Source organism: Actinomycetospora chiangmaiensis DSM 45062 (assembly GCF_000379625.1).
Classification (GTDB): Bacteria; Actinomycetota; Actinomycetes; order Mycobacteriales; family Pseudonocardiaceae; genus Actinomycetospora; species Actinomycetospora chiangmaiensis.
Map to the genome: position 1 here is coordinate 228,409 of NZ_KB903218.1, position 17,574 is coordinate 245,982.

The following is a 17,574-nucleotide window of genomic DNA, read 5'->3' on the forward strand; positions in this document are numbered from 1 at the left end:
GTCGAGCAAAGATCGCTGCGTTAGGATCGGGATGTGAGCGAGACCAGCGGTTCCCGGCCGGGTGGCCGGTCGGCCCGGGTGCGGGCGGCGGTGCATCGTGCGGTGGCCAACCTCGTCGCGGAGGGCGTGCGCACGGAGGACCTGACGATCCCGGTGATCGCCGCGCGGGCCGGCGTGCACGCGACGACGGTGTACCGGCGGTGGGGCTCGGTCGCCGAGCTCCTCACCTCCGTGGCCGAGCACCGCTTCACCGGGGACGTCGTCGTCCCCGACACCGGCAGCCTCGGCGCCGACCTCGAGCGGTGGGCGACCGACGTCGCCCGGGACCTCGCCGACCCGGACTCCCTCGCCCTCATGCGCGCCTCCATCGGCGCCGGCGAGACCGCCGCGTGCGCCTGCACCGCCGACCGCCGCGCCCAGATCACGGCGATCCTCGAGCGCGAGACCGCGCGCGGGGGAGAGGTGCCGGAGGTCGACGCCGTGGTCGACGGTCTGCTGTCGCCGCTGTACTACGCCGCGCTGTTCGTCCCCGCGCAGCAGCGAGGGCCCGCACCCGGGGATCGGGTACGGGCCCTCGTCGGGAAGCTCCTGGGCGGAGCTCAGGCACTCACGCCGTAGCGGCGGCGCTTGCGGGGCAGCACGTTGGCGAGCTCGAGGTCGCCGTCGTAGTGCGCCCGGACCTTCGGGTCCATGATCGCCCGCCACAGCGGGGGGATCACCGCGACGACGATCATCGTGCCGTAGCCGCTGGGCAGCTGCGGCGACTCCTCGAAGTGGCGCAGCGTCTGGTACCGGCGGACCGGGTTCGCGTGGTGGTCGGAGTGCCGCTGCAGCTGGTAGAGCAGCAGGTTCGACACGGTGTGGTCGGCGTTCCAGGAGTGCCGCGGGTCGACCCGCTCGTACCGGCCGTCGGCACGGCGCTGGCGCTTGAGCCCGTAGTGCTCGAGGTAGTTCACGACCTCCAGCAGGCTGAACCCGACGAACGCCTGCACCAGCAGCCACGGGAGCACGGCCAGGCCGAACACCGCGATCAGCGCGCCGAAGAGCACGATCGTCATCGCCCAGGCGATCAGGATGTCGTTGCGCCAGGTCCAGTGGCTCCTGTCGTGGCGCGCGAACTTCTTCTTCTCCAGGTGCCACGAGCTGGAGAGCGATCCCCAGACGCTGCGCGGCAGGAAGCTCAGCCAGAAGTTCTCACCGAGGCGCGAGCTCGCCGGGTCCTCGGGGGTCGCGACGCGCACGTGGTGCCCGCGGTTGTGCTCGACGTAGAAGTGGCCGTACGCGGAGGTGGCGAGCGCGATCTTCGAGAGCCAGCGCTCGTTCTCCTCGCGCTTGTGCCCGAGCTCGTGCGCGGTGTTGATCGCGACGCCCGATACGACGCCCATGGTCAGGGCGAGCCCGATGTCGCTGATGACGCCCTGGTCCTGCGTGGCCCAGACCCAGCAGCTGAACACGAGGCTCACGTACTGCACCGGCAGGAACAGGAAGGTGATCCACCGGTAGTACCGGTCGGCCTCCAGACGGGCCCGCTCGGACTCCGGCGGGTTGTCGTCGGTCGTCCCGATCAGCAGGTCCAGCGCGGGCAGCACCACGAACAGGATGATCGGGCCGAGCCACCAGAAGAGATTCAGGCCCGTCGCGTGCACGAGGCCGTAGGCCGCGATCGGCAGGGCGGGCATCAGCGTGCCCAGGGGCCACAGGTACCGGCGCCGGTCGCGCCACGGCTCCTGCTTCTCGAGCTCCGGTTCCCGTGCCTGTTCGATGGTCATCGTCGGCCTCCTCACGCTCCCCGTACACGAATAACTGTGACAGGGCGTCGCGATAGAAACAAGACCGAGTTTTTGTATCAGTTCGGGCACCGGCCCGGTTGTGGCAGCAATGCGTCGTTGCCGGCGTCCAGTGGGTGGTTCGCCGCTTCGTCGTTCTCTTCCCGACGGCGGGTCGATCCTGTCGCGGGATTCCTCCCGGCCTGCGACGCCTTGTCGTCGTGACTCCGAACGACAGGGCGTCGACGGGGGTGCGGGTCCCCGCGACAGGGGGGCGACCCGGGGAGCCGGGGCGCGACCCGTCGTCGGGAATCAGGGGAGGAGGGGCCGCATGAAGGTGCGTTCGTGGCGCAGCACGCAGCCCGACTCGTCGCGGATACGGTCGGCGGCGACGAACTCGGGGTCGGTGCCGAAGCGCTGCCGGTAGACCTCGTAGGCGGCGAGGCTCGGGAAGCTGAACAGGGCGAGGGCCTCGTCGCTCGAGCCCTCACCCGGCAGGTAGTAGCCGTGGTGGGTGCCACCGTGGCGGTCGACGAGGCCCATCCAGGCGGTCGCGAAGCGTTCGAAGGCGTCGATCTTCGCGGGGTCGATCTTGTAGCGGACGACGCAGGTGATCACGCCCGGCGGAGTACCCGGCAGGTCATGATCACGTCGGGGGACGTCCAGGGCTGATGTCGATCTTCCGGGAGAGCCATGGGCGTCCCGCCGACGTGATCACGGCCGGTTCAACAGGCAGGCGGCGATCCGGGCGAGCCGGTCCGCGGCGTCGGCATGGCTCAGGCCGGGGGTGACGAGGTGGCTGATGGTCAGGCGGACGACCGCGTCGACGGCGTCGTCGACCACCCGGCCCTCGATCTCCGGCAGGCGCTCGTGCACCCAGCTGCCCACGAGGCCGCTGCCGCCGGCGATGATCGCGTCGCCGCGGGTGGTGAGGAAGGGCAGCAGGCCGGTGTCGCCGCTGCGACTGCCGGTGAGGATGGCGCGCAGCAGCGGGTTGTCGGCCGCCTCGTCCAGGGTGAAGCGCACGGCGCCGCGGATGCCCTCCGGCACGCTGTCGGCGTCGTCGAGCACCGTGCCGATCCCGGTGAAGAACCGCTCCGCCTCGCGCGCGACCAGCGCCTCGCCGACCCCGTCCTTGGTGCCGAACTCGCGGTAGAGGGTGGGCCGGGACACCCCCGAGGCGGTCGCGACCTCACCGATACGGACCCGGTCCCACCCGTGCTCGACGGCGAGCGCGGCGGCGGTGTCCAGCACGCGTTCGCGTACCTGGCGTCGGAACTCGACGCGGAGAGATTCGCCGGTCATGCGTCGAGTCTCACTCATTGCGACCGATCGTGACCCGGGAGCACACACATAGCCGCCGTACGGGTGTCGACACTCCGCCCGTTACCGCATCGTGACCCGACTATTTTCCGCAGGCGAACGGCCTGACCTGCAGGTCTGTGCGGAGCAAGCACAGGGGGTGAGCACTAGGCCAACTCAGTGAAGCGATCACGTACGGCCATGCGGGTGTAACGCGATCGTGCGTCTACCGATGAGTCGGCCAGATCAGGTGCTGGACCGGTCGTCGGGGCCAACGAGCGAAGGGGTCGCAAGGATGCGAGTACGTCCCGGGCGGTTGCTGCCGAGTTTGATGGTCGGCGGACTACTGATCTCTGGACTGGCCCTCGGGGCCGGGGTCGCGGGCGCTGCAGGCAGTACGCAGATTCTGGTGGACGGCGCACCCTGCACCATCACCACGCGGCCGGCGGACACCCGTGCCGTGGCGACTGGTGGAGCCTGGATCGGCACGGTGAACGGAGCGAACTGCGATCAGCCTGAGCCCAAGGGCACCTTGGCCGACACGGTGGCTGCGACCGCGAACGCTGCGACATCCGCCTTGGCCGGCCCCGTCGTTCTCGGCCCTGTGTCGGAGTCCACCCAGGAGATCGCGGCACAGAAGGCAGCGTCGGACAAGGCGGCGAAGGCTGCTGCTGACAAGAAGGCCGCGGACCAGGCTGCGGCAGACAAGAAGGCGGCTGACGAAGCTGCGCTTCAGCAGAAGCAGCAGCAGGCCGCGCGGCAGGGCGGTGCTCCCGCGCCGCTTGTCGCCGCTCCTGCCGCTCTGGCCGCACCCCCCCTCGCCGCGCCGGCTGCGCTGGGTGCCGCCGGGCCGCTCGGGGCGCTGCCGCCGCTGGCCGGGGTGGCGCCCGCGGGACTGGCGTCGAACCTGTTCAGCGCCAACGCCTACGACCCGGGCCTGCTCTTCGGCAGCCCGCTGGGCAACGCGGCGTCCGCGCTGTTCTCGCCGAAGGCCGACACCGACGTCACGACCGTCAGCCATGCGGAGGTCCTCCCGACGACCGTGGGCGACGGCTACGGCACGCCCGTGACCATCGGTGTGATCATCCTGGCCTGCCTCGTCGGCTTCGCCGTCCGGCACCGGATCATCAGCCGGATGAAGAACCGTGAGCTGCCCGCGGCCGAGTACCAGCCGCGTCACGCGGCCCCGGACGCCGAGCCGGAACCGGAGACCGAGCTCCACGACGCGGCGGACGAGGCGCGGACGCTCGTCGTCCTCACCCGGAAGTGACTCGTGTGGCACCGGGGGCACCGACGTGCGCCCGGTGCCACACAGCCCAGGAAGCCACATAGCCGGTCGGTCACCGCGCCGACCGACCGGCGATCGACGGCCGGCCTGCCCCCGGCCGCCGAGGGCCCGGCGGCGCACCTCCCCTGGTCGCCGCCGGGCCGTCGGGCATCGGGCCGCACCATGGGCCGATAGCGTCACCGCTCGTGACCGACACGCCCTGGGAACCGCCGTTCGCAGGCACCGAGGCCGAGCAGCTGGTCGGGGCACTCGAACGGGTGCGGGCGACGTTCCGGTGGAAAGCCGACGGGCTCGACGAGGACGGTCTCGCGGCCGGCGTCGGGGTGTCCGCGCTGACGATCGGCGGCCTGCTCAAGCACCTCGCGTGGGTCGAGGCCCTGACGTTCCGGGCCAAGCTGCACGGTGATCCGCTCGGCCCGGAGTGGGACGACGCGCCCTGGGACGACGACCCCTGGGAGTTCACGTCCGCGGCCGCCGACGCCCCGGCCACGCTCTACGACCGCTACGACCGGGCGGTCGCGTACTCCCGAGCGGCGTTGCAGGAGGCCCTCGACGACGGCGGCCTGGACCGCGCGGTCCACCTCACCGGTCCCGACGACGAGGCCGTCAGCCTCCGTCGACTCGTCTGCGACCTCGTCGAGGAGTACGGCCGCCACACCGGGCACGCCGACCTGATCCGCGAGTACGTCGACGGCACGGTGGGAGAAGACCCGCCGTCGGGATGGAGGCCCACGTGAGCAGGCTCGTCCTCGGCTGCATGCGCATCGAGGGTCTCGACGACGGGTCGGTGCGGGCGCTCGTCGACACCGCGCTCGACGTCGGGATCACCGCGTTCGACCACGCCGACATCTACGGCTCCACCCGCCACGCCTGCGAGCGGCGGTTCGGTGAGGCGGCGGGGCTGACGGGCGCGCGGCGCGAGCAGGTCACGCTCCAGACGAAGGTCGGCATCCGCCAGGGGTACTACGACTTCTCGCGCGAGCACGTCCGTCGCTCGGTGGACGAGTCCCTCGACGCGCTGCGGGTCGACCACGTCGACGTCCTGCTCCTGCACCGGCCCGACGCCCTCGCCGACCCGGACGACGTCGCCGAGACGCTGGACGGACTCGTCACCGCCGGGAAGGTCCGCGCCGTCGGCGTCTCCAACCACACCGCGGGGCAGATCGAGCTGCTGGCCCGCGCGCTGCCGCACCCGGTCGTCGCCAACCAGATGCAGCTCGGCCTCGGCCACGCGCCGATGATCGCCGCCGGGCTCGCGGCGAACGTGGCGGGCCTCGAGCAGTCGGTCGACCGCGACGGCGGGGTGCTCGACGCGTGCCGGCTGCGGGGTATCACGGTGCAGGCGTGGTCGCCGTTCGCCGACACGCAGGGCCGGATCGTGCTCGGCGACCGCGAGCACCACGCGGAGCTGAACGACGCGCTCGAGGAGATCGCGGACGCGCACGGCGTCACGCCCGCCGCCGTCGCCACGGCCTGGATCACGACCCACCCGGCGCGGATGCAGGTCGTCCTCGGGTCGACGCGCCCCGAGCGCATCCGGGAGGCCGCGCCCGGCGCGGACCTCACACTCACGCGCCCCGAGTGGTACCGCCTCGTCGCCGCGGCGGGCTATGCCATCCCTTGAGGTAACGCACTGCTCCGAACGGACGAACAACTCGACATGGATTCCGTCGCCGGCTGGGTGTTCCTCGGCCTCGGGCTGCTCGTGATCCCGCTCGTCTCCGCCGTGCTGACCCACCGGCTGCTTCGCAGCCCGGTGTGGAGTTGGCAGGCGACGCTCGCCCGCACGCTCTCGGGCGTCCCGGCCTTCCTCGGCATCGGGGCGGTGACGACGATCGTGCTCTCGTACGCGACCGGCCTCCCGGAGGACGTCGGGGCGATCGCCGCGGTGGGCACCGGCGTGCTCGTCGCGGGCAGCGTCTGCTTCACCGCCCGCGGCCTCCGTATGCCGGACGTCCCGGCCGAGCCGGTCAGCCCGCCAGACGCACCGGCAGGTGCTTGATCCCGTTCACGAAGATCGACTGCAGGCGGTCCGGCTCGCCCACGACCTCGAGCGTCGGCATCTCGGTCAGCAGCCGCCGGAACATCACGCCGGCCTCGCGACGCGCGAGGTGCGCCCCGAGGCAGAAGTGCGGTCCGTGGGCGCCGAAGCCCTGGTGCGGGTTGGGGGAGCGGCGCAGGTCCAGCCGGTCGGGTTCGGTGAACACGGACTCGTCGCGGTTCGCCGACCCGTAGAGCAGCAGCAGCTTGTCCCCGGCCGTCACGGGCACCCCACCGACGGTGGTGTCCGCGACGACGGTGCGCCGCATCCAGTTGATCGGCGACGCCCAGCGCACCACCTCGTCGACCGCGGTCGGCAGCTCCGGCTCGGCCGCCCACAGCGCGCGGACGTCGGGGTCGAGGTGCATCCCCCACACCCCGTGCGTGACGGCGTTGCGGGTCGTCTCGTTCCCGGCGACGCAGAGCAGGATGAAGAACGACGCGATCTCCTGGTGGGTGAGCCGCTCGCCGTCGACCTCCCCGTGGACCAGCGCCGACAGCACGTCGTCCCGCGGGTCGTCCTCGACGGTCGCCGCCAGCTCCGTCATCAGCCCCGACAGGCCCGCCCCCGCCGTCAGGTAGTCCTGCAGCGGGTTCTCCGAGGTCACGTACTCCGGGTCGTCCCCGGCCAGGATCATGTTCGACCACGTGAACACGTCCGCGCGGCGCGACTCGGGGATGCCCATCATGTCGCAGATCAGCAGGAGCGGGAGCGGCGCGGAGATCTCGGCGACCAGGTCGAACTCGCCGCCGTTCGCCGCCGCGGTCTCCCGTGCCCGGGCGAGCACCTCGTCGGCGATCCGCTCGACGTCGTCGATCAGGCCCGCCACGCGCTTCGGCGTGAACGCCGCTGCGGCGATCCGCCGGATCTTGGTGTGCCGGGGCGCGTCCATGCTGATCAGCGAGCCGAAGAACTCGTGCGCCTCGGCCGGCAGGTCGAGGATCGACACGGCGCCGCGGCCCGAGCAGAACCGCTGCGGGTCCCGGCTCACCTCGTCGACGTCGGCGTGGCGGGAGACCACCCGGAACCCGTTGCCCTGCGGGAACCCGGGGAACTCCGGCTCCTCGAACCACGGCAGGCCCTCGGTCGCCCGCAACTCGGCGAAGGTGGCGTAACGGTCCTTCCAGGGCAGTGCCCAGAACTCGCGGTTGCCGAGATCCATCAGTCCTCCAGAATCGTCACGAGCGCGGTGGTCAGGAGCTTCCGGACGGCGGGTCGGTCCAGGGCGCCGCGCACCAGCCACTCGCGCGAGGCGGCGCGGACCATGCCGAAGAAGGCGCGCACGCGGGCGCGGAGCGGTTCGTCGCAGGGGTCGCGGTCGAGTGCCGTGAGCACCCGGTCGACGGCGGTCTCGTCGGCGTCCTCGACGACGGCGTCGACCTCGGCGTCCCCGGAGAGCCCGATCCCCACGGAGAGCCACAGCGTGCGCCGCTCGGACACCGTGTCGAGGAACCAGTCGACGGCGGCCGCGACCCGGTCCTCCCGCCGTTGTCCAGCGAGGTCGGCGGCCGCCTGCTCGGGGATCGTCAGGAGCTCGCGCAGGGCCTCCAGGTACAGCGCACGCTTGGTGCCGAAGTAGTGGTTCAGCAGGGCCCGCGCGACGCCGGCCTCCCGGGCCAGGTCCGTCGTCGAGACCTCCGCGTAGGGACGGACGGCGTAGAGCCGCAGCGCGGCGTCGAGGATCTCGGTGCGGCGGGCGTCGGGGTCGAGCCGCCGACGCGCCGCCAGCTCGTTCACCGCAGGACCGTGAGCGGGAGCCGCAGCGCGCCGGGCGCCTCGGCCGGGACGACGGGCCGTGTCGGGGCGATCGGCTCCACCCGGCGGTAGGCCTCCCCGGGCGCGGGCCGCACGTCGGGTTCCCCGGCGTTCGGCCACAGGGACAGCGCCCGCTCAGCGAGCGCGGTGATCGTCAGCGACGGGTTGACCCCGAGATTCGACGGGATCGTCGACCCGTCGATCACGTGCACGCCGGGGTGGCCGTGCAGGCGGTGGTAGGCGTCGACCACGCCGTCGTCGGGGGTGGAGCCCAGCAGCGCCCCGCCGAGGAAGTGCCCGGTCACGGGGATGTTCGCGAGGCTCGACGCCGCGCCGACCGGCACCCCGCGGATCCGTCGGGCGACCCGTCGGGCGACCTCGTGGCCCGCGGGGATCCACGGCGGGTTGGCCTCGCCGTCGGGGGCCGCGCTGGTGAGCCCGGGCAGGAACCGTCGCCGCTTGACGGTGAGCGAGTTGTTCAGCGTCTGCATCACCAGCAGGACGATGGACTCCTCCGACCAGCGCTTCGGCCGGTGGAGCAGGGGGATTTCCCGACGACGGGTCGCGAACTCCCGGAGGACCCGCCGCCAGCCGGGTCCCTGCCGGCCGATCGTCGGGTCGTCCGGGTCCGCCGTGCCGTCGATGAGCATCGCCGACATCAGCGCGAGCAGGTTCGACCCGTGCCCGTAGCGGACCGGCTCGACGTGGGTGTTCTCGTCGACGTGGATCGACGAGGTGATGGCGACGCCGTCGGTGAAGTCGGCGGTCGGGTCGGGCGTGCGTGCCGCGAGGATGGCCTCGGAGTTGGTGCGCACGCCGTGGCCGAGCCGGCGCGAGACGCGGGGGAGGAAGCCCTTGTCCCGCTGCCGGTGCAGGAGCCGCTGCGTGCCGAGCGCGGAGGCGGAGACGACCACCTGACCCGCCGTCAGGACCCGTCGTCGGGAACGGCGTCCGGGGCGCGGGGTCTCGCGGACCTCGACCTCGTAGCCGGAGGCGCCCGAGAGGTCGCCGTGGCGGGGCCGGATGACGGTCGCCGTCGTCAGCGGGTGCACGGTGGCGCCCGCGGCCTCGGCGAGGTGCAGGTAGTTCTTCGCGACGGTGTTCTTGGCGTTGTGCCGACACCCGGTCATGCACTCGCCGCAGTCGATGCAGGTGCGGCGGGCGGGGCCGACGCCGCCGAAGTACGGGTCCGGGACCTCGACGCCCGGCCGGTCGCCGAAGAGGACCCCGACGTCGGCGTTGCGGTAGGTGTGCCCGACCCCGAGCTCCTCGGCGACGTCGCGCATCACGGCGTCGGCGGCGGAGGTGCGCGGGTAGGTCTGCACGCCGAGCATGCGAGAGGCCTGGTCGTAGTGGCGGTCGAGCTCGTCGTCCCAGTTCACCCCGACCGGCCAGGTGCCGTCGGCGAACACGCGGGCCGGCGGCCGGTAGAGCGTGTTCGCGTACACCAGCGACCCGCCGCCGACGCCCGCGCCGGAGAGCACGAGCACGTGGCGCAGCGGGTCGACGCGGAAGATGCCGTGCAGACCCAGGCGCGGGGCCCACAGGAAGTCGCGCAGGTGCCAGGAGGTGCGGGCGAACTCGTGGTCGGCGAACCGCCGACCCGCCTCGAGCACCCCGACCCGGTACCCCTTCTCGGTGGCCCGCAGCGCGGCCACGCCGCCGCCGAATCCCGAGCCGATCACGAGGACGTCGTAGTCCATGACGAGAACTGTGCGCCGCTTGTTGGCAGCTTGTCAACAGGGTGCGCTGCGCGCCTGTGAGTACTTCTCCGTGCCCTGACACGGAAAAGTGCTCACGGGCGTTCTGCTCCTGGCGGATCCGGGGGACGGCGGGCGGCGGGGTCTGCGACGGTGCTCGGCATGGGTGAGCTGATTCGGCTGGACGCGCGCCGCCCCGGGCGGGGCGCCGGCCCGGACCTGACGAACGGGTCGTTCGTGCACCACGAGGCCACGAACGACCCGTTCGTCAGGTCGAGGACCGCCCACGCCCCCGAACCCCTGTGGCGCGAGGTGGTCGGCCGACGGATCCGTGCCGTGCGCCGGGACCGGGGCGAGCGGCTGACCGACACCGCCGAGCGGGCCGGGATGTCGCCGCAGTACCTGTCGGAGATCGAGCGCGGCCGCAAGGACTCGTCGAGCGAGATCCTCGCGGCCGTCGCCGGGGCGCTGGAGGTGCCGCTGCGCGACCTGATCGGGCTGGCCCACGCCGACCTCGCTCGCGGCGCCGGGTCGCGCGGGCCGGTGCTGCTGGCGGCGTGACATCAGTGCCGGTCGATCACCTGGTCGACGATCCCGTAGTCGCGGGCCGCGGCGGCGGTGAGCACGAGGTCGCGGTCGGTGTCGCGTCGTAGCGTCTCCGACGAGCGTCCCGTGTGCTTCGCCAGGATCGTCTCCATCTCGGCGCGCACCCGGACCACCTCGTCGGCGGCGAGGATGAGGTCGGGGATCGCACCACGACCCTGGGCGGCGGGCTGGTGCAGCACCACCCGCGCGTGGGGGAGAGCGGAGCGTCGCCCCGGCGCGCCGGCCGCGAGGAGCACCGCACCCGCGGCGACCGCCTGCCCGACGCAGGTCGTCGCGACCGGCGCGCGCACGTACTGCAGCGTGTCGTAGACCGCGAGCATCGCCGCCGTGTCGCCGCCCTCGCAGTTCACGTACAGCCCGATCTCCTGCTCCGGGGCCTCCGCCTCGAGGTGGAGCAGCTGGGCGATCAGCGCGTTCGCGACCCCGGCGTCGATCGCCGTCCCCAGGTACACGATGCGTTGGCTGAGCAGGTGGGAGTAGACGTCGGTGATCCGCTCGCCGCGCGAGTCGCGGGTCAGGACGTTCGGGATCGTGTAGCTGCTCATGCCGCCACCCCCATGCCCACCCGCAGTCGCCGCACGGGCATGACCTGGTCGAAGTCCGACACGATCCCGTCGATGAACCCGTAGTCCCGGGCTTCGTCGGCGGTGAACCACCGGTCGTGGAGCGAGTCCTCGAAGACCCGCTCCGGCGGTTGCCCGGTGTCGGCGGCGATGAGGCCGAGCACGGTGTCGCGCGTGTGCCGCAGGTCGTTGGCCTGGACCTCGACCTCCACCGCGGACCCTCCGATCCCGGACGACCCCTGGTGCATGAGGATCTTCGCGTGCGGCAGGGCGAACCGTTTGCCCGGCGTGCCGGCCGAGAGCAGGAACTGGCCGGCGCTGCACGCGAGGCCCAGCGCGAGCGTCGAGACGTCGACCGGCACGAGGCGCATGACGTCGCGGATCGCGAGCATCGCCGGCACCGAGCCGCCGGGGGAGTGGATCCACAGCGCGATGTCCGCCGCGTCGTTCTCCGCGGCCAGGGTGAGCAGGTGGGTGGCGAGGGCGGTGCCGTTGTCGTCGTCGAGCGCGCCGTCGAGCACGAGCACGCGGTGGCGCAGCAGCTGCGCCCGCAGGTCGGGGGAGAAGGACGTCGGGTCGGTCATGGCCACGACCCTGGCGTCCCGACGACGGGTCCCGCCGCGGGTTCCGCCGTCGGCCGCGTCGTGCTGCCGTGAGCAGCGCGAGAGCCGAACGGGCCGCGCGTGATCGCTCCGCGCGGCCCGACAGGATCTCGTCCTCCGACTCCTACCCTGGAGCCGTGATCGTCGCCGCCCTCCACGTCGCGCCGGAGCGCAAGGCGCCGACGGAGGCCGTCGAGCGGATCGCGTGCGAGGCCGGGAAGGGCGTCGTCGGCGACCGCTACTTCGGCACGCGGCACCGCCACGTCTCGGTCCAGTCGCTCGAGGAGCTGGCCGAGGCCGCCGACGCGCGCGGCGCCCCGGTGCCCGCCGGCGACACCCGGCGCATGGTCACGGTCGACACCGGCCGTGTCCCGACGACGCCCGGAGCGCGGATCACGCTCGGCGACGTCGAGCTCGAGGTCGTCCGCAAGGCCGCCCCGTGCCGCGTCATGGAGACCGCCGTCGGCCCCGGCGCGGCCCGGGCGATGCACGAGCGCGGCGGGGCGATCTGCCGGGTCCTGACGTCGGGTGTCGTCGAGCTGGGGAGCCCCGTCACCTACGGGTGAGTGTCGGACGGAGCGCGGGGAGGACGACCAGGTGGTCGCCGGCGCCGGAGCGCCAGGGCTACCGGCTGGTCAGCAGCGGCACCGCTATGTCGCGCAGCGGCCCCGGGAGCGCGAGCCGGTCGCAGGCGTCGAAGTGGGTGCCGCCCTCCTGCTGCAGGACGTCGATCGTCACGCCGGGCCAGGCGTCGACGAGCAGGCGCTGCTGGCGGTCGAACTCGCCCGGCTCGTCGCCGCCGCAGGTCAGGAGCAGCGGACCCGGGCCCGTCGGGGTCATGTGGACCGGGCTCGCGTCGTGGGCCGTCGCCTCGTCCATGGCCAGCACGTCGTTGAGGTAGGAGCGTCGGATCGGGTCGAGGTCGTAGAGGCCGCTGATCCCGACGACGGGTCCGACGGTGTCGGCCGGGAGGTCGTGGGCCGTCCAGTCGGTCGCCATCGCGGTGGTCACGAGGTGCCCGCCGGCGGAGTGGCCGACCAGGCCGATCGACGTGGGCCGGGCCCCGAGGTCGGGCGCGCGCCGGGCGAGCTCCGCGATCCCCGCCCGGACGTCGGCGACGACGTCGGTGATCGCGACGTCCGGCACGAGCCGGTAGTCGAGCGAGGCGAAGACCGCACCCGCCGTCAGGAAGGACTCGGCGAGGAACCCGAAGGTCTCCTTGTCCAGCGCCTGCCAGTACCCGCCGTGCACGAACACCACGAGCGGCGAGGTGCCGCCGCCGGGCGGGGGCGAGTACACGTCCGCGGCCTGCCGTGGGTCGTCGCCGTAGCGGATCGTGAGCGGCGGGTGCTCCCGGCGCACCGCGTCGCTGCGGGCCGCCCAGTCCGCGATGATCGCGTCCGCGTCGTCCACGAGCGCCCGCGCGTCGTACTGCGCGTCCAGCCATTCCCTCGTCTCCGCCATGGTCACCGGTGTACCCGGCGGGCGGTGATCGCCCACGCCACACGCGCGGACGGCGGCGTCGATCGCCGCACCCGGGGCGGCGGCCCCGCCGTCATCCTTCGGCCCATGACGAGCACGACGGTGCCCACCGTCCGCGGTCCCGTGGCCGCCGAGGACCTCGGGGATGTCCTCGCCCACGAACACGTCTTCGTGCGCAGCGAGGAGATCCTGCGCAACTACCCGCACCTGTGGGACGAGGAGGCGCGGGTGGCCGACGCGGTCACCCGGCTGCGGGCGATGGTGGACCGCGGCGTGCGCACCATCGTCGACCCGACCGTCCTCGGGCTCGGCCGCGACGTGGCGCGGGTCGCCCGCGTGAACGCGCACGTCGACCTGCACGTCGTCGTCGCCACCGGCGTCTACACCTACGACTCGGTGCCGTTCTTCTTCTCCCAGTACGGCCCCGGCACCCTGCTCGGCGGCGAGGACCCGATGGTCGAGCTGTTCGTCCGGGACATCACCGAGGGCATCGCCGACACCGGCATCCGCGCCGGGATGCTCAAGTGCGCCATCGAGACGGAGCTGACGCCCGGGGTCGAGCGGGTCCTCGTGGCCGTCGCGGCCGCGCACCGGGCGACCGGCACCCCGATCACCGTGCACACCAGCCCCGCCCACGGCACCGGGGCGGTCGCCCTCGACGTGCTCGAGCGGGAGGGCGTGGACCCGCGCCACGTCGTCCTCGGGCACAGCGGCGACTCCGACGACGTCGACGCGCTGCGCGCCCTGGCCGACCGCGGCGCGATCCTCGGCATGGACCGCTTCGGCCTCGACGTCATCCTGCCGACCGACCGGCGCGTCGCCACCATCGCCGCGCTGGCCGCCGCGGGCTACGCCGACCGCATGGTGCTGGCCCACGACGCGTCCTGCCGCATCGACTGGTTCCGCCCCGAGGCGCTCGCCGCCCTCGCCCCCGACTGGCACTTCACCTTCATCCACGACGCGGTGCTCCCGGCGCTGCGGGCCGCCGGGGTCACCGACGGGCAGCTCACGACGATGCTGGTGGACGTCCCGCGACGCCACCTCACCACGGCCGGCCCGGCATGACGCATCGTCCGATCGACGCCGCCTCTCGACCGCCGCACGGCGCCCGCCGGCTCGGCAGCATCACGGGGGTCGCAGCGAGGGGACCGAGGGGGACCAGGGGCATGACGGACGTCGACGACCGTCGGGACGGCACCGACCGGGCGCGGGACTACCGGGCGCTGGTGGACTACGGGCTGGCCGCCGGCATCGGGCTCGGGCACTCGCTCGGGCTGCGGCTCGAGTCGCTCGGCGCGGGCCGATCGGTCTGGTCGCTGACGCCCTCCGCCCGCGCCGCCGACGCCCGCTACACGCTGGCGGGCGGGGTGCTGGCGGCGCTCATGGAGGTCGCCATGTCCAGCGCCGTGCAGGCCGGGCTGCCGCCGCGCACCACGCAGACGACGAGCCAGCTCTCCACCTCGTTCGTCGGCTCGGTCCGCGTGGACGACCCGCAGGTGTGCTGCGAGGCGAGGGTGCTGCACCTCGGTGGGCGCACCGCGACCGCGGAGGCGCGGGTGCTTGCGTCGGACGGGACGCTCGTGGCCCACGGATCCGCGACCTGCCTGCTCTTCGCGATCCCCTCCGGGGCCGCCCCGGAGTGACCGCCGTTACCCGGAGTGTCGGGTGCCCACACGGCGGCACGATCGAGTTCCTCCACCGTTCACACGACGTTGCCCGCGGCCTCCTACGGTCGGATCACCACCGCCGAGGAGACCTCATGGAACTGCGGCACCTGCACTCGTTCCTCGCCATCTCCGAGGAACTGCACTTCGGACGCGCGGCGCAGCGCCTGCACCTCGCGCAGCCGTCGCTGAGCCAGCAACTCCAACGGCTCGAGCAGAGCGTGGGGGTGCAACTGGTCGCCCGCTCCTCCCACGAGGTGCGCCTCACCCCGGCGGGGGAGGCGTTCTGCCCGGAGGCCCGCGCCGTCCTCGCCCGGGTGGAGAAGGCCCGCGAGGCCGCCCGCCAGGCCGCCGCCGGTCGCACCGGCACCGTGCGGGTCGGCTACAACTTCCCGGCCGGGCAGGGGGTGCTGCCTCGGGTGCTCGCCCGCGTCCACGCCGAGCTGCCCGAGGTCGTCGTCACGCCCCGGGAGATGCGGACGGGCCCACAGCTGCGGGCCCTGCTCGACGACGAGCTCGACGTCGGGATGGTCTACGGGCGGCCCACCGACCCGTCGCTCGGGCACCGTCGCCTGCTGCGGCTGCCGCTCGTGGCGCTGGTGGGGGAGCGGCACCCGTGGGCGTCGCTGACCCAGGTGCCGTTCGCCGAGCTGGCCCACCAGCAGTGCCTGCTGTTCCGCCGCGACCAGAGCCCCGCGATGTACGACCTGATCACCCACACCGCCCAGGCCGCGGGCTTCACGCTCGACGTCGTCGACCAGGTCGAGGACCCGGTGGCCACCTCCATCGTGGTGTCGACCCGGCCCGTCGTCGGGTTCTGCTCCGCGCCGCGCGCCGCGGCGGTGTGCTCCACGGCCACCGGCATCCGGCCGGTCGCGCTGTCGCTCGTCGACCCCACCCCGGTGCTCGAGCTCAACGTGGTCTGGCGGGTCGACGTCGAGCACATGCTCGTCGAGGAGTTCCTGCGCTGCGTGCAGACGGCGGGGCCGTTCGGCATGCCCGGCCTGCGCACCGAGACCCGCGCCGTCGGCGCCTGAGCGCGCATCGCCCGCGACGATCGCACGATCGGAACTCCGATCTTGCCGCCGCGGCACCCGCCTCCCGACCATCGGGGGCCCGGTCGGCGCCCCGTCGGCCCGGGGCGAGGGAGGCGACGTGGAGCTGACGGTGCTCGGATGCTGCTCGGGGATGCCCGCGGGCGGTGAGGCGAGCTCGGGCTATCTGGTCCGCGGCGGCGGGACGGCGGTGCTGCTTGACTGCGGCCCCGGCGTCGCGACCGCCCTCGGGGCCCGCGGCGGCCCCGCCGGTCTCGGCGCGGTGGTGATCAGCCACCTGCACCTGGACCACTGCTACGACCTCCTGCCCGTCGGGAAGACCCTCCTGACGATGGCGCTGCACTACCCGGGCGGCCCGCCGCGCCCCGAGTGCGCGCCCGACCCGCTGCCGCTCTACCTGCCACGGGGCACCGCGGACCTCCTGCGACGCTGGCAGGCGCTCTTCCCGGTCCCGACGCTGCCCCAGCTCGACCGCGCCTTCGACGTCGCCTTCGACGTGCGGGAGTACCGCCCGGGCGACACCGTCGACGTGGCCGGGCTGGAGCTCGAACTGCACGAGCTGCGCCACGGCGCCCCGAACTGCGGCACCCGCGTCACCGACGGCACCACGACGCTCGCCTACACCGGCGACACCGGCACGACGCCGGCGCTCGACGACCTCGCCCGCGGCGCCGACCTCCTCGTCGCCGAGTGCTCGCTCGAGGCCACCGACACCGGACCGCAGGGCCATCTCAGCGGCGGCGACGCGGGGCTCGCCGCCGCGAGCGCCGGCGCGCGGGAGCTGCTGCTGACGCACTGGACGAGCGACGACCCGGCCTGGCGCGCGGCCCGGTGCGCCGACGCGCGGGCGGTGTACGACGGCCCCGTGCACGTCGCCCGCGACGGGTGGACCGACCGCCTGGAGGCGCCCCGACCTGCCGTCGTGACCGGCTGACCGACCCCGACCGGGGGTCGGTCATCGTCGGCGTCAATCACGCGATGCCGGCCGCCCCTTCGTCGTTGCCCGCCCCCCACCCGGTCCGCAGACTTCTCCTCGAGATCGCCGCCGGAGGCCTCCCGCCCCGGTCGTCCGCGACATCCCCACCTCTCGAGGAGCGTCCCCGTGCCCACGATGCGACTGACCGTGCTCGGCGACAGCTTCGTCGAGGGCCGGGGCGATCCCGATCCCGACGGCGGGTTCCGCGCCTGGGCCCCGCTGCTCGCCGAGTCGCTCGGGGTGCGCGCGGAGCGCTGGCGCAACCTCGGCGCCTACCGCGCCACCACGCAGGACGTGGTCGACCGCCAGCTCCCGCGCGCCGTGGCCGACCAGGCCCCGGTGGTGGGGGTGGTGGTCGGCACCAACGACGTGGTGTCGGACTGGTCCGCGCCCCGCTTCGCCGCCAACCTCGACATGATCTTCGGAGCGCTCGCCGGGCCCGGGACCGTCGTGTTCACCGCCGGCTACCCCGACATGCCATCCCGTCTCCCGGTCCCCGAGCGGTTCCGGGACCTGCTGCGCGGCCGCTTCGGCGAGGCCAACGCCGTCCTCGCCGCCACCGCCCGTCGTCACGGCGTCGCCGTCCTCGACCTCGCCCGCTGCCCGCACTGGGCCGCCGACGAGGTGTGGAGCGCCGACGGGCTCCACCCCAACGCCGCGGGGCACCGCCGCTTCGCGGCCGCGGCCGCCGCCGTCCTGTCCGACGACGGGTGGGGCGCCGCCGCGCTCCCCGCGGCCCTGCCCGCCGCCGCCTGACCCGACCCGTCGTCGGGA

The 17,574-nt window shown here is 73.6% G+C and carries 21 protein-coding genes; 12 read left to right on the top strand and 9 right to left on the bottom strand.

Annotated elements, in window-relative coordinates; genetic code table 11:
* Nucleotides 1-33: 33 nt before the first annotated feature.
* Nucleotides 34-618 (top strand): TetR-like C-terminal domain-containing protein, encoded by a 585-nt coding sequence (locus A3CO_RS0105790; RefSeq protein ID WP_018331291.1) that lies wholly within the window; start codon nucleotides 34-36, stop codon nucleotides 616-618.
* Here the strand turns inward: A3CO_RS0105790 and A3CO_RS0105795 are convergent.
* The 3 genes from A3CO_RS0105795 to A3CO_RS0105805 all read right to left on the bottom strand — a co-directional run bounded on the left by A3CO_RS0105795 (nucleotide 600) and on the right by A3CO_RS0105805 (nucleotide 3,071).
* Nucleotides 600-1,769, bottom strand: a complete 1,170-nt coding sequence (locus A3CO_RS0105795; RefSeq protein ID WP_018331292.1) for an alkane 1-monooxygenase — start codon at nucleotides 1,767-1,769, stop codon at nucleotides 600-602. The two genes, A3CO_RS0105790 and A3CO_RS0105795, sit on opposite strands and share 19 nt — an antisense overlap.
* Before the next feature lie 309 nt (nucleotides 1,770-2,078).
* On the bottom strand, nucleotides 2,079-2,384 hold the full coding sequence (locus A3CO_RS0105800; RefSeq protein WP_018331293.1) for an NIPSNAP family protein: 306 nt from the start codon (nucleotides 2,382-2,384) through the stop codon (nucleotides 2,079-2,081).
* Nucleotides 2,385-2,480: 96 nt separating this feature from the next.
* A complete protein-coding gene (locus tag A3CO_RS0105805; protein ID WP_018331294.1) occupies nucleotides 2,481-3,071 on the bottom strand; it encodes a TetR/AcrR family transcriptional regulator in 591 nt (196 codons plus the stop codon).
* A gap of 406 nt (nucleotides 3,072-3,477) precedes the next feature.
* On the opposite strand from A3CO_RS0105805, the gene A3CO_RS37410 reads away from it, so the two are divergent.
* The 4 genes from A3CO_RS37410 (at nucleotide 3,478) to A3CO_RS0105825 (ending at nucleotide 6,358) form a co-directional block, all read left to right on the top strand.
* Nucleotides 3,478-4,338 (top strand): hypothetical protein, encoded by an 861-nt coding sequence (locus A3CO_RS37410; protein WP_157647093.1) that lies wholly within the window; start codon nucleotides 3,478-3,480, stop codon nucleotides 4,336-4,338.
* A gap of 203 nt (nucleotides 4,339-4,541) precedes the next feature.
* The gene (locus A3CO_RS0105815; RefSeq protein ID WP_018331296.1) at nucleotides 4,542-5,093 is read left to right on the top strand and encodes a mycothiol transferase; all 552 of its coding nucleotides are present in this window, start codon (nucleotides 4,542-4,544) and stop codon (nucleotides 5,091-5,093) included.
* Complete coding sequence (locus tag A3CO_RS0105820) at nucleotides 5,090-5,980, top strand: aldo/keto reductase (RefSeq protein WP_211214400.1); 891 nt, start codon at nucleotides 5,090-5,092, stop codon at nucleotides 5,978-5,980. Before A3CO_RS0105815 ends, A3CO_RS0105820 begins: the two co-directional genes overlap by 4 nt.
* A gap of 36 nt (nucleotides 5,981-6,016) precedes the next feature.
* Nucleotides 6,017-6,358, top strand: a complete 342-nt coding sequence (locus A3CO_RS0105825; RefSeq protein WP_018331298.1) for a hypothetical protein — start codon at nucleotides 6,017-6,019, stop codon at nucleotides 6,356-6,358.
* Here the strand turns inward: A3CO_RS0105825 and A3CO_RS0105830 are convergent.
* The 3 genes from A3CO_RS0105830 to A3CO_RS0105840 are packed head-to-tail and all read right to left on the bottom strand — an operon-like array spanning nucleotide 6,327 to nucleotide 9,855.
* Nucleotides 6,327-7,559 (bottom strand): cytochrome P450, encoded by a 1,233-nt coding sequence (locus A3CO_RS0105830; RefSeq protein ID WP_018331299.1) that lies wholly within the window; start codon nucleotides 7,557-7,559, stop codon nucleotides 6,327-6,329. The genes A3CO_RS0105825 and A3CO_RS0105830 overlap by 32 nt on opposite strands.
* Complete coding sequence (locus A3CO_RS0105835; RefSeq protein WP_018331300.1) at nucleotides 7,559-8,134, bottom strand: TetR/AcrR family transcriptional regulator; 576 nt, start codon at nucleotides 8,132-8,134, stop codon at nucleotides 7,559-7,561. Before A3CO_RS0105835 ends, A3CO_RS0105830 begins: the two co-directional genes overlap by 1 nt.
* A complete protein-coding gene (locus A3CO_RS0105840; protein ID WP_018331301.1) occupies nucleotides 8,131-9,855 on the bottom strand; it encodes a GMC family oxidoreductase N-terminal domain-containing protein in 1,725 nt (574 codons plus the stop codon). Before A3CO_RS0105840 ends, A3CO_RS0105835 begins: the two co-directional genes overlap by 4 nt.
* Before the next feature lie 159 nt (nucleotides 9,856-10,014).
* Between A3CO_RS0105840 and A3CO_RS0105845 the strand changes: the two genes are divergently transcribed.
* Nucleotides 10,015-10,413 (top strand): helix-turn-helix domain-containing protein, encoded by a 399-nt coding sequence (locus A3CO_RS0105845; protein ID WP_084681582.1) that lies wholly within the window; start codon nucleotides 10,015-10,017, stop codon nucleotides 10,411-10,413.
* Nucleotides 10,414-10,415: 2 nt separating this feature from the next.
* Here A3CO_RS0105845 and A3CO_RS0105850 read toward each other — a convergent pair whose 3' ends face one another.
* Both A3CO_RS0105850 and A3CO_RS0105855 read right to left on the bottom strand, forming a co-directional pair.
* The gene (locus A3CO_RS0105850) at nucleotides 10,416-11,003 is read right to left on the bottom strand and encodes a ClpP family protease (protein ID WP_018331303.1); all 588 of its coding nucleotides are present in this window, start codon (nucleotides 11,001-11,003) and stop codon (nucleotides 10,416-10,418) included.
* Nucleotides 11,000-11,605, bottom strand: a complete 606-nt coding sequence (locus A3CO_RS0105855; RefSeq protein ID WP_018331304.1) for a ClpP family protease — start codon at nucleotides 11,603-11,605, stop codon at nucleotides 11,000-11,002. Before A3CO_RS0105855 ends, A3CO_RS0105850 begins: the two co-directional genes overlap by 4 nt.
* A gap of 155 nt (nucleotides 11,606-11,760) precedes the next feature.
* Here A3CO_RS0105855 and A3CO_RS0105860 point away from each other — a divergent pair, with 155 nt between their 5' ends.
* Nucleotides 11,761-12,189, top strand: a complete 429-nt coding sequence (locus A3CO_RS0105860) for an MOSC domain-containing protein (protein WP_018331305.1) — start codon at nucleotides 11,761-11,763, stop codon at nucleotides 12,187-12,189.
* A gap of 58 nt (nucleotides 12,190-12,247) precedes the next feature.
* Here the strand turns inward: A3CO_RS0105860 and A3CO_RS0105865 are convergent, their stop codons facing one another.
* Nucleotides 12,248-13,087: an alpha/beta hydrolase gene (locus A3CO_RS0105865; RefSeq protein WP_018331306.1), complete on the bottom strand. Its 840-nt coding sequence runs from the start codon at nucleotides 13,085-13,087 to the stop codon at nucleotides 12,248-12,250.
* 105 nt (nucleotides 13,088-13,192) lie between these two features.
* Between A3CO_RS0105865 and A3CO_RS0105870 the strand changes: the two genes are divergently transcribed.
* The 5 genes from A3CO_RS0105870 (at nucleotide 13,193) to A3CO_RS0105890 (ending at nucleotide 17,556) form a co-directional block, all read left to right on the top strand.
* Complete coding sequence (locus A3CO_RS0105870) at nucleotides 13,193-14,170, top strand: phosphotriesterase family protein (RefSeq protein WP_026204318.1); 978 nt, start codon at nucleotides 13,193-13,195, stop codon at nucleotides 14,168-14,170.
* A 101-nt stretch (nucleotides 14,171-14,271) separates the two neighbouring features.
* Nucleotides 14,272-14,748, top strand: coding sequence for a PaaI family thioesterase (locus A3CO_RS0105875; RefSeq protein WP_018331308.1), 477 nt, complete (start codon nucleotides 14,272-14,274; stop codon nucleotides 14,746-14,748).
* A 116-nt stretch (nucleotides 14,749-14,864) separates the two neighbouring features.
* Complete coding sequence (locus A3CO_RS0105880) at nucleotides 14,865-15,806, top strand: LysR family transcriptional regulator (RefSeq protein ID WP_018331309.1); 942 nt, start codon at nucleotides 14,865-14,867, stop codon at nucleotides 15,804-15,806.
* A 118-nt stretch (nucleotides 15,807-15,924) separates the two neighbouring features.
* Nucleotides 15,925-16,758 carry an MBL fold metallo-hydrolase gene (locus tag A3CO_RS0105885; protein WP_018331310.1) on the top strand — a complete coding sequence of 278 codons (834 nt, stop codon included), beginning with the start codon at nucleotides 15,925-15,927 and terminating at the stop codon, nucleotides 16,756-16,758.
* A gap of 177 nt (nucleotides 16,759-16,935) precedes the next feature.
* Nucleotides 16,936-17,556: an SGNH/GDSL hydrolase family protein gene (locus A3CO_RS0105890; protein WP_033413833.1), complete on the top strand. Its 621-nt coding sequence runs from the start codon at nucleotides 16,936-16,938 to the stop codon at nucleotides 17,554-17,556.
* Nucleotides 17,557-17,574: the final 18 nt, after the last annotated feature.

Coding starts and splice junctions, on each gene's coding strand:
- A3CO_RS0105795 (WP_018331292.1), bottom strand. CDS start 1,769: ATGACCATCGAACAGGCACGGGAACCGGAGCTCGAGAAGCAGGAGCCG.
- A3CO_RS0105805 (WP_018331294.1), bottom strand. CDS start 3,071: ATGACCGGCGAATCTCTCCGCGTCGAGTTCCGACGCCAGGTACGCGAA.
- A3CO_RS0105825 (WP_018331298.1), top strand. CDS start 6,017: ATGGATTCCGTCGCCGGCTGGGTGTTCCTCGGCCTCGGGCTGCTCGTG.
- A3CO_RS0105830 (WP_018331299.1), bottom strand. CDS start 7,559: ATGGATCTCGGCAACCGCGAGTTCTGGGCACTGCCCTGGAAGGACCGT.
- A3CO_RS0105840 (WP_018331301.1), bottom strand. CDS start 9,855: ATGGACTACGACGTCCTCGTGATCGGCTCGGGATTCGGCGGCGGCGTG.
- A3CO_RS0105845 (WP_084681582.1), top strand. CDS start 10,015: ATGGGTGAGCTGATTCGGCTGGACGCGCGCCGCCCCGGGCGGGGCGCC.
- A3CO_RS0105850 (WP_018331303.1), bottom strand. CDS start 11,003: ATGAGCAGCTACACGATCCCGAACGTCCTGACCCGCGACTCGCGCGGC.
- A3CO_RS0105855 (WP_018331304.1), bottom strand. CDS start 11,605: ATGACCGACCCGACGTCCTTCTCCCCCGACCTGCGGGCGCAGCTGCTG.
- A3CO_RS0105865 (WP_018331306.1), bottom strand. CDS start 13,087: ATGGCGGAGACGAGGGAATGGCTGGACGCGCAGTACGACGCGCGGGCG.
- A3CO_RS0105870 (WP_026204318.1), top strand. CDS start 13,193: ATGACGAGCACGACGGTGCCCACCGTCCGCGGTCCCGTGGCCGCCGAG.
- A3CO_RS0105875 (WP_018331308.1), top strand. CDS start 14,272: ATGACGGACGTCGACGACCGTCGGGACGGCACCGACCGGGCGCGGGAC.
- A3CO_RS0105880 (WP_018331309.1), top strand. CDS start 14,865: ATGGAACTGCGGCACCTGCACTCGTTCCTCGCCATCTCCGAGGAACTG.
- A3CO_RS0105890 (WP_033413833.1), top strand. CDS start 16,936: ATGCGACTGACCGTGCTCGGCGACAGCTTCGTCGAGGGCCGGGGCGAT.